At 69.6% G+C, this 15,112-nt stretch carries 14 protein-coding genes; 1 reads left to right on the top strand and 13 read right to left on the bottom strand.

Features of this window, described 5'->3' with window-relative positions; genetic code table 11:
* From HMPREF3115_RS18840 to HMPREF3115_RS18905, 13 genes are all read right to left on the bottom strand, one after another.
* Positions 1-1,170 (bottom strand): ABC transporter permease (locus HMPREF3115_RS18840; protein WP_371089502.1); only part of this gene is annotated, 1,170 nt, incomplete at its 3' end.
* Positions 1,171-1,262: 92 nt separating this feature from the next.
* Complete coding sequence (locus tag HMPREF3115_RS18845; RefSeq protein WP_070555604.1) at positions 1,263-1,880, bottom strand: DUF4126 domain-containing protein; 618 nt, start codon at positions 1,878-1,880, stop codon at positions 1,263-1,265.
* Between the two features lie 214 nt (positions 1,881-2,094).
* Positions 2,095-2,415, bottom strand: coding sequence for a quaternary ammonium compound efflux SMR transporter SugE (sugE, locus tag HMPREF3115_RS18850; RefSeq protein ID WP_006398760.1), 321 nt, complete (start codon positions 2,413-2,415; stop codon positions 2,095-2,097).
* Between the two features lie 112 nt (positions 2,416-2,527).
* Entirely contained in the window at positions 2,528-2,815 is a 288-nt protein-coding gene (locus HMPREF3115_RS18855) for a putative hemolysin (RefSeq protein WP_035488708.1), read from the bottom strand.
* Positions 2,816-2,960: 145 nt separating this feature from the next.
* Entirely contained in the window at positions 2,961-3,659 is a 699-nt protein-coding gene (kdpE, locus tag HMPREF3115_RS18860) for a two-component system response regulator KdpE (protein WP_006405591.1), read from the bottom strand.
* Complete coding sequence (locus HMPREF3115_RS18865) at positions 3,652-6,507, bottom strand: DUF4118 domain-containing protein (protein ID WP_070555606.1); 2,856 nt, start codon at positions 6,505-6,507, stop codon at positions 3,652-3,654. The genes kdpE and HMPREF3115_RS18865 overlap by 8 nt, the downstream gene beginning before the upstream one ends.
* Positions 6,508-6,658: 151 nt before the next feature.
* Positions 6,659-7,240 carry a potassium-transporting ATPase subunit KdpC gene (kdpC, locus tag HMPREF3115_RS18870; RefSeq protein WP_070555608.1) on the bottom strand — a complete coding sequence of 194 codons (582 nt, stop codon included), beginning with the start codon at positions 7,238-7,240 and terminating at the stop codon, positions 6,659-6,661.
* 22 nt (positions 7,241-7,262) lie between these two features.
* Entirely contained in the window at positions 7,263-9,347 is a 2,085-nt protein-coding gene (kdpB, locus tag HMPREF3115_RS18875) for a potassium-transporting ATPase subunit KdpB (RefSeq protein WP_035488706.1), read from the bottom strand.
* Between the two features lie 37 nt (positions 9,348-9,384).
* On the bottom strand, positions 9,385-11,190 hold the full coding sequence (gene kdpA, locus HMPREF3115_RS18880) for a potassium-transporting ATPase subunit KdpA (protein WP_070555610.1): 1,806 nt from the start codon (positions 11,188-11,190) through the stop codon (positions 9,385-9,387).
* Positions 11,187-11,279 carry a K(+)-transporting ATPase subunit F gene (gene kdpF / locus HMPREF3115_RS18885; protein WP_012212987.1) on the bottom strand — a complete coding sequence of 31 codons (93 nt, stop codon included), beginning with the start codon at positions 11,277-11,279 and terminating at the stop codon, positions 11,187-11,189. Before kdpF ends, kdpA begins: the two co-directional genes overlap by 4 nt.
* A 343-nt stretch (positions 11,280-11,622) precedes the next feature.
* Positions 11,623-12,597: a quinone oxidoreductase family protein gene (locus HMPREF3115_RS18890; RefSeq protein ID WP_070555612.1), complete on the bottom strand. Its 975-nt coding sequence runs from the start codon at positions 12,595-12,597 to the stop codon at positions 11,623-11,625.
* 349 nt (positions 12,598-12,946) lie between these two features.
* A complete protein-coding gene (locus HMPREF3115_RS18900) occupies positions 12,947-13,339 on the bottom strand; it encodes a methylglyoxal synthase (protein ID WP_006398748.1) in 393 nt (130 codons plus the stop codon).
* A gap of 59 nt (positions 13,340-13,398) precedes the next feature.
* Complete coding sequence (locus HMPREF3115_RS18905) at positions 13,399-14,178, bottom strand: SDR family oxidoreductase (RefSeq protein WP_006398747.1); 780 nt, start codon at positions 14,176-14,178, stop codon at positions 13,399-13,401.
* A gap of 216 nt (positions 14,179-14,394) precedes the next feature.
* Between HMPREF3115_RS18905 and upp the strand changes: the two genes are divergently transcribed.
* A complete protein-coding gene (upp, locus tag HMPREF3115_RS18910; protein ID WP_006398746.1) occupies positions 14,395-15,045 on the top strand; it encodes a uracil phosphoribosyltransferase in 651 nt (216 codons plus the stop codon).
* The last annotated feature ends 67 nt before the right edge of the window (positions 15,046-15,112 follow it).

Here is a 15,112-nt window from a genome sequence, read left to right on the forward strand (position 1 = left end):
ACGCGACGCGTCGCCCCAGTCGCGGCGCAGCACGCGCACGGGCGGCACGCGCGTGAGCGGCGCGAGCGGCGGCAGTGCGAAACCGAGCAGCAGCACCAGCGCGGCGCCGATGCCGACGAGCGCGGGCCACGGCGTCGGCGCCGGCAGCGCGACGTCGATCAACCCGCCCAATGCGGCGAGCAGCACCCAGTGGCCGCCGTAGCCGAGCGCCGCGCCCGCGAGGCCCGACACGACGCCGACGCCCGCGAATTCGAGCGCGAACAGCGCGCCGAGCGTACGGCGGCTCACGCCGAGGCAGCGCATCGTCGCGCAACCGTCGAGGTGGCGTCGCATATAGCGCTGCGCCGCCATCGCGATCGCGACCGCCGCGAGCAGCGCGGTCAAAAGCGCGACGAGCGTCAGGAAATGACGCGCGCGATCGAGCGTCTGCCGCACCTGAGGCTGGCCCTCCTGCAGCGATTCGAGGCCGACGCCGCGCAGCTTGCCGCCGTCGACGCGCGCGTGCGCATAGGCTTCGAAGCGCACGACGGCCTCCGGTGCGCCCGCGACGAGCAGCCGGTACGTGACGCGGCTGCCGTAGCCGGCCAGCCCCGTCGCGGCCAGTTCGTCCGCACGCATCATCAGCCGCGGCGAGAAATTGACGAACGAGAAACCGCGATCGAGCTCGCGGGAAATCGAGGCGGCCACCGTGAAGGTACGCTGCCCGACGCGCACGGCGTCGCCGGGTTTCAGATGCAGCGCGTCGAGCAGCGCCGGGTCGGCCCACACGGTGCCGGGCGCCGGAATGGCGGTCGCCTTGCGCGCCGCCGTCGCACCGGCCGGCACGATCTCGACCGCGCCGCGCAGCGGATACGCCGGCGACACGGCCTTCACGGCCGCGAGACGCGCGGGCGCCGCGTCGCCGCCCGACGTCGACGCGATCATGCTCGGGAAGATGGCCGTCGTCGCGGTGCGCAGTCCCAGCGCACGCGCTTCGCGATCGAACGACGGATCGACCGGATGATCGGCGCGGACGACGAAGTCGGCGCCGAGCATTTGCCGCGCATCGCGCTCGAGCCCCTGGCGCAGCCGGTCGGCGAGAAAGCCGACGCTCGTCAGCGCGGCAACGGCGAGGACCAGTGCGAGCACGAGCAGCGTCAACTCGCCGGCGCGCCAGTCGCGCGCCGTCATCCGCGCGGCCTGGCGGATCAGGTCGCGCCGGCCGAAGCGGCCGGCTGGTGCAGTCGGGCGCAGATCAGTGCGCGCGGGCGTCGACGGCTCGGTCAATCGCGCTTGCCTCCGATCGAGTTCAGCCGCGACACCATGTGCGTCGCCATCCCGCGAAAGCCGCCCGACACACCGCGCCACAGCCGCGGCAACGCCCAGGCCGAGCACGCGATGAACGCGACGAGCAGCACGAGGAACACGAGCGGCACGAAGAACGCGAGCGCGAGCCCGCCGAACACGAGGCCGTCCTCGGTCGACGATGCGACCCAGTTCGAGATCGGTTCCGGAGACAGGTTGATCAGCGCGCGCGTGCCGGCCTTCGCGACGTGCGCGGCGCCGGCGAGCGAGCCGCCCCCGAGGCCCGCGACCGCCAGCACCGTCGGATCGGCGTGGCCGAGCGCGCCGGCCGCGAGCACGGCGCCGGCCGGGATGCGGATGAAGGTATGCACGGCATCCCACAGCGAATCGAATGCGGGGATCTTGTCGGCGAGGAATTCGGTGACGGCCAGCACGGCGGCGGCGCCGATCACCCACGGCGAGGTCAGCACGGCAAGCGTATCGGGCAGATGCAGCCAGCCGACGCGTGCCAGCACGCCGGCGATCAGCACGGTGAGGTACAGGCGCAGGCCGCTCGCCCAAGCGAGCCCCGCGCCGAGCGAAATGGCTTCGATCATGGCCCTCTCCCTTGCACGTGCCGTGCCTTTGCCGATCGGCCGGGTCGAATCGATATGTGCGGCCGCGCGGCGCGTGGCGGCCGAGGATGCCGCCGCGCCCTCGAACGGCGGCGAAACGGCTTTCAGACCCGAATGCGTTCCATTATAGACAGCGTATCGGTCCGGCCGCCGCAATTCCCCCATGCGGCGCAAGGCGCGGCGGCCGGCGCAGGCCTCACGCGGCCGACGACAGCTTCAGGCCGATCAGCCCGACGACGATCAGCGCGGCGCTCGCGACGCGCGCGACGGTCAGCGCCTCGCCCATCATCACGATGCCGAACACGAACGCGCCGACGGCGCCGATGCCCGTCCAGACCGCATAGGCGGTACCGAGCGGCAGTTGACGCATCGCGACCGCGAGCAGCCCGAAGCTGGCCAGCGCCGTGACGATCGTAAACACCGACGGGCCCAGCTTCGTGAAACCTTCCGACGACTTCATGCCGGCCGCCCACGCGACTTCCAGCAAACCGGCGATCAACAACAATACCCACGCCATCTCGACGCACTCCGTATCGGATGGGGCCGTCCCCGTTGAAGCGAATGACCCGGGGTCGTCCCCGGGCGGCGCCGAGTATAGCAAGCCGCCGGTATGCGCGTCGGCCGCCCCGTTACTGCGCGACGCGCTTCGGCACGACGCCGCCGACGCAGCGATCGTCGCGGTACAGCGTCCATTCCTCGCACACGCGACCGTCCTTGAACACGCACATGCCGACCTGCCCGCGCGGCAGGCTGCGGATCACGTGCCGGCCGCCGAGCTTTTCGCAGTTGACCGATGCGGGGTTGGCCAGCGCCGGCCGGGACGTCTGCGCCGGCTGCTGCCCGGGCGGCAGCGGTTGCGCGAGCGCGTCGGACACGGCAAATGCCAGGGCGCAAGAGACAGCGAAACGGACGAGCATGGCACGCTCCTCGTTTATTGTTCCGGAACGGTGAGCATAACGGGGAATGGGCGGCGCTGTGCGGATCCGCGCGTGTCGATGCGCGGCGGACACGATGCCGCGGAAGTCATACGAAAGCCGCGCCGTGACGCAGCGCGGGCCGCTTTCACGCGGCGCCGACCAGCCGGTAACCGACGCCCGTTTCGGTGACGATATGCTCGGGCTGCGCGGGATCGCGCTCGAGCTTCTGCCGCAGGTGCGCCATGTAGATGCGCAGGTAGTGATGGCTCTCGACATGCGACGGTCCCCACACGTCGCGCAGCAGCTGACGGTGCGTGAGCACGCGCCCCGCGTGCCGCACGAGCGTCGCGAGCAGCCGGTATTCGAGCGGCGTCAGGTGGACGATCTCGCCGTCGCGCCACACCTGGCGCAGCGCGAGATCGACGCTCACGGTGCCGAAGTTGACCTTCGGCGATTCGTTCGCGCCGCCCTGGTTGCGCCGGCGCAGTTGCGCACGGATCCGCGCGCGCAGCTCGGACACGCCGAACGGCTTGGTCAGGTAGTCGTCCGCGCCCGCGTCGAGCGCGGCGACCTTCTCCTCTTCCTGCGTACGCGCGGACAGTACGATCACCGGCACCTCGGACCAGCCGCGCAGTTCACGGATCACGTCGAGCCCGTCGGTGTCGGGCAAGCCGAGATCGACGATTACGAGATCGGGCTGGCGCGTCGCCGCATCGATCAGCCCCTGCTTGCCCGTCTCGGCCTCGAACACGGCGATGTCCTCCTCTTCGAGCGCGGCGCGCACGAAGCGGCGGATCTGCTTTTCGTCCTCGATCAGAACGACGGTCAGGCTCGGTTCACTCATGGTCGGGCGATGATTCGGAGGAGGATGGCGCGGGCAGCGCGTCGGGTTCGTCGTCGGGCGCGGCGGGCGTGTCCGGCGGCGTGTCGACCGGCAGCGTGAACCAGAAGCGCGCGCCCGTCACGCGGCCGTCGGGCGCGGTGCGGTTGAGTGCGCCGATTCTACCGCCGTGCGCTTCGACGATCGCGCGGCAGATCGCGAGGCCGAGCCCGATGCCGGGCGTCGCCGATTCCTTCTCGCCGCGCGTGAACTTGTCGAAGATCCGCGTTTCCATGCCGGCCGGCAGGCCGGGGCCACGATCGTCGACATGCACGCGCACGAACGGTCTTGCGTCGGGCGCGCCGTCGTCGGTCACGCGCTCCGCGCCGATCTCGATCGGCGTGTCGGGCGGCGTGTACTTCGCCGCGTTCTCGAACAGGTTGGTGAACAGGCGCTCCATCAGTACCGCGTCCATCTGCAGCAGCGGCAGGTCGGGCGGCAGCGCGACGCGCACCGGATGGCGCGCGAGCACGCGCTTGCAGGCGGCCAGCGCCGCGCCGACCGTCTCCTCGAGCAGCGACCACTGGCGCTTGAGCTGCAGGCTGCCGGCCTGCAGCCGCGCCATGTCGAGCAGGTTCGTGACGATGCCGGTCATGCGCAGCGCTTCGTCGTGGATCGCGTCGACGAGTTCGCCTTCGCGCTGCGCGATGCGCGCGGCAGCGGCCGCGTCGCCCGCCGGTGCAGCGGCGCGAGCGTTCGCGAGCATCGAGGAGAAGCCGACGATCGTCGTGAGCGGCGTGCGCAGGTCGTGCGAGATCGCCGACAGCAGCGAGTTGCGCAGCCGCTCGGATTCCATGCTGACGAGCGCGTCGCGCGCGATGTCGACGTAATGCACGCGCTCGAGCGCGAGTGCGATCTGCGCGGCGAACGCGTCGAGCATCCGCCGCTGCTCGGGCACTTCGAGCTCGCGCGGCTCGTTCGACGCAACCGCGAGCACGCCGCGCGTGCGCATCGGCGCCTTCAGCGGCAAGTACAGCGCGATCGTCGCGGGCAGCGTGTCGGTGCCGCGGCCGGCCGGCTTCTGCTGGTCGTATACCCACTGGCCGACGTCGCTGTCGAGATCGGCGCCGGTCAGCGTGACGGTCGCGTCGGGATCCTCGATCTTCTGCTGCACCTGGTCCGCGCTGTCCGGCAGCAGGATCGCAACGCGCGCGCGGAACACCTCGCCCACATGGCGGCTGCCGATCTCGACGATCTGCTCGGTCGTGAGCGCGGCGCCCAGCTCGCGCGCCATCGCGTAGATCGCGCCGGTACGGCGTTCGCGGCGCTGCGCGAGGTCGGCCTCGCGCGTGAGGCTCGACGTCAGGTGGCTGATCACCAGCGACGTCAGCAGCATCCCGAAGAAGGTCAGCAGGTACTGCGTATCGCTGACCGACAGCGACATGCGCGGCGGCACGAAGAAGAAATCGAACGCGGCCACCGACAGGAACGACTGCAGCACGCCCGGGCCGCGGCCGAGCCGCACCGCGGAGAACACGACGCCGAGCAGGTACAGCATCACGAGATTGGTCAGGTCGAGCCGCTCGGCGACGACGCTCGCGACGACCGTGATCGCCGCGCAGATCGCGGCCGCGTACGCATAGTGGCGCGGCGGCGAACGACGGCCGCCGAGCCGCGCGAACGCGTCGCGCCAGTCGCGCACGCGCGCGTCGAGCGGCGCCGCGCGCACCTCGTCGCTCGCCGACGCACGGATCAGCATCAGGTCGACGTCGCCGGCGCGCTCGGCGAGCTGGTCGCCGAACGGGCGTGCGAACCAGCGCGCGAGGCCGGTCTTCTGCGAGCCGCCCGCGACGAGCTTCGACACGTTGCGCACCTTCGCATAGCCGATCAGCGCGGCGACCGCATCGCCGCCGGCGAGCGTGGCCGTCTCCGCGCCGAGTTCGGCCGCGAGCTTCAGTGCGTCGAGCGTGCGCTGCCGCTCGGCATCGGGCAGCCGCTGCAGGCGCGGCGTCTCGACATACACGGCAATCCAGTCGGCCTTCAGGCTCGCCGCGAGCCGCGCGGCCGCGCGCACCAGCGTCGGCGCCTCGGGGCCCGGGCCGACGCAGACGAGCAAGCGTTCGCGCGCCTGCCAGATGCGCTGGATCGAACGGTCCGCACGGTATTCGCGCATCTGCGCGTCGACGCGATCGGCGGTGCGCCGCAACGCCAGTTCGCGCAGCGCGATCAGGTTGCCCTTGCGGAAGAAGTTGCGCACCGCACGCTCGGCCTGCTGCGCGAGATAGACCTTGCCGTCGCGCATCCGCGCGAGCAATTCCTCGGCCGGCAGGTCGACCAGCGTGACTTCGTCGGCCGCGTCGAACACGCGGTCGGGCACCGTCTCCCAGACGCGGATGCCGGTAATCGCGCCGACCACGTCGTTCAGGCTTTCGAGATGCTGGACGTTGACGGTCGTATAGACGTCGATCCCCGCGTCGAGCAGTTCGTAGACGTCCTGCCAGCGCTTCAGGTGCCGCGCGCCCTGCACGTTCGAATGCGCGAGCTCGTCGACGAGGATCAGTTGCGGCGCGCGTGCGAGCGCGGCGTCGAGATCGAATTCGGCCAGCGTGCGGCCGCGATAGTCGATGCGCGCGAGCGGCAGCACGTCGAGGCCGTCGAGCAGCGCGGCGGTTTCGCCACGGCCGTGCGTCTCGACGATGCCGACCACGACATCGACGCCGTCCTGCCTGCGCTGGCGCGCGGCCTGCAGCATCGCGTAGGTCTTGCCGACGCCGGCCGACGCGCCGAAGAAGATCTTGAGCCGGCCGCGCCGCTGCTTTTCCTCGTCGCGTTGCAGCTTATCGAGCAGTTGATCGGGATCGGGGCGGTTCATGCTGGCGGAAGGCGGAGCGCCCGGGAGCGCGCAAGTGAGGGCATTGTCGGTCCAAATCGCCACAAAAGGCAAAGACGGCGCGCGTGCCGTCCAAAAACCCGCGCCCGGCGCGGTACGCGCCGCACCGGACGCCACGCGCCGCGCCGCATGCTCAGTGTGCGGCCTGCGCCGCGTCGAGCGCGAGATTCAGCTTCAGCACGTTCACGCGCGGCTCGCCGAGCACGCCGAACTGGCGCCCCGTCGTGTTCGCCGCGACGAGCTGCGCGACCGTCTCGCGCGAGAGACGGCGCGCGTTGGCGACGCGTTCGATCTGGTAGGCGGCAGCGGCCGGCGTGATCTCCGGATCGAGGCCGCTCGCCGACGCCGTCACGAGATCGACCGGCACCGGTTTCGACAGGTCGGTGCCCGCATCGCGCAGCGCGGCGATGCGCGCCTTCACCTGCTCGGCAAGCGACGGGTTCAGCGGGCCGAGGTTCGAGCCGCCCGAGCCGGCCGCGTTGTACGGCATCGGCGCGGTGGCCGAGAGCCGCCCCCAGAAGTACTTCGGCGCATCGAACGACTGGCCGATCAGCGCGGAGCCGACGACCTGGCCGTTGCGCTCGATCAGGCTGCCGTTCGCCTGCCACGGGAACACGGCCTGGCCGAACGCGGTCAGCACCGCGGGATACGCGAGCCCCGTGACGGCGGTCAGCACGACAAAAATCACGACGAGCGGACGAATCAACGATTTCATGATGTTTCCTTCGAGTGGCGCATCAGGCCCAGCCGAGCGCGGCGAGCGTCATGTCGATCAGCTTGATGAACGGGAACGGCAGCAGCACGCCGCCGAGGCCGTACACGAGCAGGTTGCGGCGCAGCAGCGACGCGGCGCCGAGCGGCCGGTACGCGACGCCCTTCAGCGCGAGCGGAATCAGCGCGACGATGATCAGCGCGTTGAAGATCACGGCCGACAGGATCGCCGACGCGGGCGAGCTCAGATGCATGATGTCGAGCACCTTCAGCTGCGGATAGGTGGTCACGAACGCGGCCGGGATGATCGCGAAATACTTCGCGATGTCGTTCGCGATCGAGAATGTGGTCAGCGAGCCGCGCGTCATCAGCATCTGCTTGCCGATCTCGACGATCTCGATCAGCTTGGTCGGGTTGGAATCGAGGTCGACCATGTTGCCCGCTTCCTTCGCGGCCTGCGTGCCTGTATTCATCGCGACCGCGACGTCGGCCTGCGCGAGCGCCGGCGCGTCGTTGGTGCCGTCGCCCGTCATCGCGACGAGGCGTCCGGCCGCCTGATGCTCGCGGATCGTCGCGAGCTTCGTTTCCGGCGTCGCTTCCGCGAGGAAGTCGTCGACGCCCGCCTCCGCCGCGATCGCCGCGGCCGTCAGCCGGTTGTCGCCCGTCACCATCACGGTCTTGATGCCCATCTTGCGCAGCTCCGCGAAGCGCTCCTTGATGCCGCCCTTCACGATGTCCTTCAGCTCGATCACGCCGAGCACGCGCGCCGCGCCCTGCTGCAGCTCGGCCACGACGAGCGGCGTGCTGCCGCGGCGCGCGACGTCGTCGACGGCGCGCCGCACTTCGTCGGGAAAGCGGCTGCCGTGCGTCTCGACATAGCGCTTGATCGCGTCGGCCGCGCCCTTGCGGATCTCGCGCCCCGGCAGGTCGACGCCGCTCATGCGCGTCTGCGCGGAGAAGCCGAGGAACGTCGCATGCAGCTGCGCCATGTCGCGTTGACGGATGTTGAAGCGCTCCTTCGCGAGCACGACGATGCTGCGGCCTTCGGGCGTCTCGTCGGCGAGCGACGACAGTTGCGCGGCGTCGGCCAGCGCCTCCTCCGTCACGCCCGGCGCCGGCACGAACAGCGACGCCTGACGGTTGCCGAGCGTGATCGTGCCGGTCTTGTCGAGCAGCAGCACGTCGACGTCGCCGGCCGCCTCGACCGCACGGCCCGACGTCGCGATCACGTTCGCCTGCATCATCCGGCTCATCCCGGCCACGCCGATCGCAGACAGCAGGCCGCCGATCGTCGTCGGGATCAGACAGACGAGTAGCGCGACGAGCGCCGTGATCGTCACCACGTGGCCGGCTTTCATCGCGTCGACCGAGAACATCGAGAACGGCAGCAGCGTCGCGGTCGCGAGCAGCATCACGATCGTCAGCGCGACGAGCAGGATCGTCAGCGCGACCTCGTTCGGCGTCTTCTTGCGCTTCGCGCCTTCGACCATCGCGATCATCCGGTCGAGGAACGCCTCGCCGGGGTTCGCCGTCACCTTCACGACGATCCAGTCGGACAGCACGCGCGTGCCGCCCGTCACCGACGAGAAGTCGCCGCCCGACTCGCGGATCACCGGCGCCGATTCGCCGGTGATCGCCGATTCGTCGACCGACGCGACGCCGTCGACGACCTCGCCGTCGGCCGGAATCACGTCGCCGGCCTCGACCAGCACGACGTCGCCTTTGCGCAGGTCGGACGCGGTCGTGATGCGGATCGGCGACTTCGGATGCGGCTCGTTGAGCTTCTTCGCCATCACGTCTTTCTTCGCGCTGCGCAGCGACGCGGCCTGCGCCTTCGAGCGCCCTTCGGCGAGCGCCTCCGCGAAGTTCGCGAACAGGACCGTGAACCACAGCCACAGCGCGATCGCGAGGATGAAGCCGGCCGGCGCGTCGGCCTGCCCCGTGAGCGCGGCGATCCATAGCACCGTCGTCAGGATGCTGCCGACGTACACGCAGAACATCACCGGGTTGCGGAACTGCGTACGCGGCGTGAGTTTCTTGAACGACGCCACGATCGCCGGACGCACGAGCGCCGGGTCGAACATGGAGCGGGTAGCGGAATGTTGAGTCATTGCGATCTCTTCGATGCCTTGTCGTTTCGGCCGCGCGTCATGCGCCCAGCCACATCATCAGATGCTCGACGCCCGGGCCGAGCGCGAGCGCCGGCACGTAGGTCAGCGCGCCGACCAGCAGCACCGTGCCGAGCAGCAGCACGACGAACAGCGGGCCATGCGTGGGCAGCGTGCCGCTCGTCGCGGCGATGCGCTTCTTCGACGCGAGCGAGCCGGCGATCGCGAGCACCGGCACGATCGTGCCGAAGCGGCCGAACCACATCGCGATCGCGGTCATCCAGTTGTAGAACGGCGTGCCGACCGTCAGGCCCGCAAACGCGCTGCCGTTGTTGTTCGCGGCCGAGCTGAACGCGTAGAGGATTTCCGAAAAGCCGTGCGGGCCGGGGTTCGCGATGCCGGCCCTGCCCGCATCGACGAGCACGGCGATCGACGTGCCGACCAGCACGAGCAGCGGCGTGAGCAGCACGACGATCGACACCATCTTCATCTCGTACGACTCGATCTTCTTGCCGACGTATTCGGGCGTGCGGCCGATCATCAGCCCCGCGACGAACACCGCAAGCAGCGCGAACACGAGCATCCCGTAGAGCCCCGAGCCGACACCGCCGAACACCACCTCGCCAAGCTGCATCAGCAGCATCGGTACGAGGCCGCCGAGCGGCGTCAGCGAATCGTGCATCGTGTCGACCGCGCCGCACGACGCGGCCGTGGTCGCGACCGTGAAGATGCCGGTCTGCGCGATGCCGAAGCGCGTTTCCTTGCCTTCCATGTTGCCGCCCGGCTGCAGCACGCTGGTCGACTGGTCGACGTGAAGTGCAGCGAGCGTCGGATTGCCGGCCTGCTCGGCGCTCACCTCGACGCCGATCGCGACCGCGAAGGCGACCGTCATCGCGGCAAGCACGGCGATGCCCTGCCGGCGATCGCCGATCATGCGGCCGAACACGAGACAGAGCGCGGCCGGGATGATCAGGATCGCGAAGATCTGCAGGAAGTTCGAGAACGGCGTCGGGTTCTCGAACGGATGCGCGGAGTTCGCGTTGAAGAAGCCGCCGCCGTTGGTGCCGAGCATCTTGATCGCTTCCTGCGACGCGACCGGGCCCATCGCGAGCGTCTGCTTCGTGAGCGGCGTGGGCACCGTCACCGCATTGCCCTTGTCGTCCTTCACCGGGTTGCCCTGCGCGTCGAGCTTCGGCGCCGCATAGGTGCTCGCCTGCAGCACCGGCACGTCCTGGTACGTCTTCAGGTTCTGGATCACGCCCTGGCTCATCAGCAGCGCGGCGACGATCGCCGCCATCGGCACCAGCACATACAGCGTCACGCGCGTCAGGTCGACCCAGAAGTTGCCGATCGTCTGCGCGGTGTGGCGCGCGAAGCCGCGGATCAGCGCGATCACGACGACGATGCCGGTCGCCGCCGACAGGAAGTTCTGCACGGTCAGGCCGAGCATCTGCGTCAGGTAGCTGACCGTCTGCTCGGGCGTGTAGTCCTGCCAGTTCGTGTTGGTGACGAAGCTGACGGCCGTGTTGAACGCGCCGTCGACGGTCATCGCGCCGAACTGCTGCGGGTTGCCGGGCAGCATGCCCTGCACGCGCAGCAGCGCATAGAGGAACAGCGCACCGAGCGCGTTGAACGCGATCGTCGCGATCGCATACTGCTTCCAGTTCATCTCGGTGCCGGCGTCGACGCCCGCAATGCGATACAGCACGCGTTCGAGCGGCGCGAACACGCGCACCACGCGCGAACTGCCGTCCATCACGGCCGTCAGATAGCGCGCGACCGGTACGGCGGCCGCGAGCAGCACGGCGATGAACAGCAGCGTCTGAAACAGGTTGTTCGCGTTCATTCGATGTCCTCCGCGCGCAGCAGCGCATAGACGAGATACGCGAACAACAGCGCGGCGGACATCCCCGCGAGCCACAGCATCCAGGTCATGCGCGCCCCCCGCGGCCGTATTGCGCGAGCTTCTCGCAACCGGCGATCGAGCCGAGGATCAGCGCGGTGAAGACCGCCAGTGCGCCGATGAAAACCCCATCCATTTTTGTGTTCTCCGTCGTCGAAATCGGACGACTCGAACATTATGGGAAGGCGCGTAAAGAACGGATCAAAGGTGATCGGGTGGATATAAAAAACGCGTAAACGCACGACGCGGCGAACGCGAGGCGATGCGAAACGGTGGGAAACTGGAAAACGGCGGGCAGGACGGGCGGCAGTGCGACTGCCGCGCGCGAGGACGCGTGCCGGCGCGGCGCCGGCACGCACTAGGCAAAAGCGGCGGTCAAGGAACGAGAATCGTCGAGCCGGTCGTCTTGCGCGCTTCGAGATCGGCATGCGCGCGGCCGACTTCCGCGAGCGGATAGCGCTGATTGATGCTCGTCTTCACCTTGCCCGACAGGATCACGTCGAACAGCTCGGCGGCCGCCGATTCGAGATCGGCGCGCTTCGCGATGTACGAGAACAGCGTCGGCCGCGTGAAGAACAGCGAGCCGCGCGACGAGAATTCCTTCGAGTCGATCGGCGGCAGCGGGCCCGACGCGTTGCCGAAGCTGACGAAATAGCCGAGCGGCGCGAGACAGTCGAGCGAGCCGATGTAGGTGTCCTTGCCGATCGAATCGTAGACGACGGGCACGCCCGCGCCGTTCGTGATCTCCTTCACGCGCTGCGTGAAGTTCTCGCGCGTATAGACGATCGGATGATCGCAGCCGTGCGCCTTCGCGAGCTCGGCCTTCTCGTCGGAGCCGACCGTGCCGATCACGGTCGCGCCGAGCGCCTTCGCCCACTGGCACACGAGCAGCCCCACGCCGCCGGCAGCCGCGTGGATCAGGATCGTATCGCCGGCCTTCACCGGATACGTGCGGCGCAGCAGGTAATGGGCAGTTAGACCCTGCAGCATCACCGACGCCGCGTCGTCGTAGCCGATGCCGTCGGGCAGCTTCACGACGCGCTCGGCCGACAGCACGCGTTCCTGCGCATAGGCGCCGGGCGGCTGCGCGACGTACGCGACGCGGTCGCCGACTTTCAGCGCGCCGACGCCTTGGCCGACGGCCGCCACCTCGCCGGCCGCCTCCATGCCGAGGCCGCCGGGCAGCGGCTGCGGATAGAGGCCGGTACGGAAGTACACGTCGATGTAGTTGAGCCCGACCGCATGCTGCTTGATGCGGACTTCGCCCGCCTGCGGCGCGCCGACCTCGACGTCGACCCACTTCATCACGTCCGGGCCGCCGGGCTGGTCGTATCGGATTGCTTTCGGCATCGTTTCGCTCCTCGTTGGGTGGGAATGCAGTGCAGCTGGCGCGTCGGCGTCGGCCGGACGGCGACGCCTTCGTTCGGACGCGCGCACGCACCGCGCGATTCTCGCGCGTCGTGCGCGATTTCGCAGCGCGTCTTCGCAATCCCTACATGCGCGCAGGGGCATCGCGCAGACTGCCGAACGCTTCGCGCGACGCGCGGCTGACGCCCGGCTTTCGCCGGCTGCGCTGCGCCGCGATGCCGGAACCGGTGCGCCGTCGGGCCGCGGCTCGCATGCCTGCGCGACAGCCGCGCCGGCACGTCACGGCTGCGGCACAGGCGAGCCCGGCCGTCGCGGCGCCCTTCACGTCGACCTAACAGACGTCCTGCATCGTCCGCGCCAGATCGTCGAGCAGCATCCGCGCGGTCGCGACGTTGGTCGCGACCGGCACGTTATGCACGTCGCACGCGCGCACGAGCGCGGTGATGTCGGGATCGTGCGGCTGCGCGGTCATCGGATCGCGCAGGAACACGACGACGTCGACGCGCCCGTCCGCCAGTTCCGCGCCGATCTGCAGGTCGCCGCCGAGCGGCCCCGACAGCTTGCGCTCGACCTCGAGCCCGTGCGCGGCCGCGATCCGGCCGCCCGTCGTGCCGGTGGCGACCAGCCGGCATTGCGCGAGGACCGCGCGGTATTGGCCCGCGAGTGCGACGATCTCGTCCTTCTTCGCGTCGTGCGCAATCAGTGCGATGCGGGGTTTGCTCATCTCCAGATCCTTCGTCCTTCAGGGTTGTGATTGTCGTTGACGGTACGGCGCGCGCAGCGTCAGAACGTGCCGGGGTACGCGCCGCCGTCGAGCAGCCAGTTCTGGCCGGTGATATACGCGGCATGCACGCTGCAGAGGAACGCGCACGCGGCGCCGAACTCTTCGCGCGTGCCGAGACGGCCGGCCGGGATTTCCTTCGCGCGCCGCGCACGCAATTCGTCGACCGTCACGCCTTGCGCCTTCGCGGCCGCCGCGAGCGTCGTCGCGATGCGGTCGGTATCGAACAGCCCCGGCAGCAGGTTGTTGATCGTCACGCCGTGCGGCGCGACCTTGCGCGCGAGCCCCGCGACGAAGCCGGTCAGCCCCGAGCGCGCGCCGTTCGACAGCGCCAGCACGTCGATCGGCGCCTTCACGGCCGAGCTCGTGATGTTGACGATCCGGCCGAAGCGCCGCGCGATCATGCCGTCGACGGTTGCGCGGATCAGCTCGATCGGCGTGAGCATGTTCGCTTCGAGCGCGCGGATCCAGTCGTCGTGCGAGAAATCGCGGAAGTCGCCGGGCGGCGGGCCGCCCGCATTCGTCACGAGAATGTCGGGCTGCGGGCACGCGGCCAGCGCGGCCGCGCGACCCTCGGGCGTCGTGATGTCGCACGCGACGGCCGTGACCGACACGTTCGATGCCGCGCGAATTTCCTCCGCCGTTTCCTCGAGCGTCGCGCGCGTGCGCGCGACGATCACGAGATTCACGCCTTCGGCGGCCAGCGCCTGCGCGCAGCCGCGCCCGAGTCCCTTGCTCGCCGCGCATACGAGCGCGGTCTTTCCTTCGATGCCGAGATCCATCGTCGATTTCCCCAGGGTTGCGACGCGCGCCGGCACGGATTCCGTCGCGCCGCGCACCGGTGGCACGGACGCGCGCGGCGCGCGGGTTGTCGTGAGACGTCGATAATATCCGGATCGCGCGGCGCGCCTTGGTAAAATTGCGACCATGCGTGCGCGACCGGCTTGCGCCTGCCGCCGCCCTCCCGATCCCCTTTTGCCGCAAGGCGCTCCCCCGTCATGAAACAGGACAGCCGTTTCCCGAATCTCTTCATCCTCGATCACCCGCTGATCCAGCACAAGCTCACGCACATGCGCGACAAGGACACGTCGACGCGCACGTTCCGCGAACTGCTGCGCGAGATCACGCTGCTGATGGGCTACGAGATCACCCGCAATCTGCCGATCACGACGAAGCGGGTCGAAACCCCGCTCGTCGAGATCGACGCGCCGGTGATCGCGGGCAAGAAGCTCGCGATCGTGCCCGTGCTGCGCGCGGGCGTCGGGATGTCGGACGGCCTGCTCGACCTGATCCCGTCCGCGCGCGTCGGCCATATCGGCGTCTATCGTGCGGACGATCATCGGCCGGTCGAATATCTCGTGCGGCTGCCCGATCTCGACGACCGCATCTTCATCCTGTGCGACCCGATGGTCGCGACCGGCTATTCGGCCGTGCACGCCGTCGACGTGCTCAAGCGCCGCAACGTGCCGGCCGCGAACATCATGTTCGTCGCGCTCGTCGCCGCGCCCGAGGGCGTTCAGGTGTTCCAGGACGCGCACCCCGACGTCAAGCTGTTCGTCGCGTCGCTCGACTCGCACCTGAACGAACACGCCTACATCGTGCCGGGCCTCGGCGATGCGGGCGACCGCCTGTTCGGCACCAAGAACTGACGCAGCGGCGGCCGGCCACCCGCGCGCATGCCGCGCGGCGCGGCCGGCCCGGCCGTTCGGCCAGGCG

It is taken from the genome of Burkholderia sp. HMSC10F09 (assembly GCF_001806955.1).
In the GTDB taxonomy this organism is placed as follows: Bacteria; Pseudomonadota; Gammaproteobacteria; order Burkholderiales; family Burkholderiaceae; genus Burkholderia; species Burkholderia multivorans.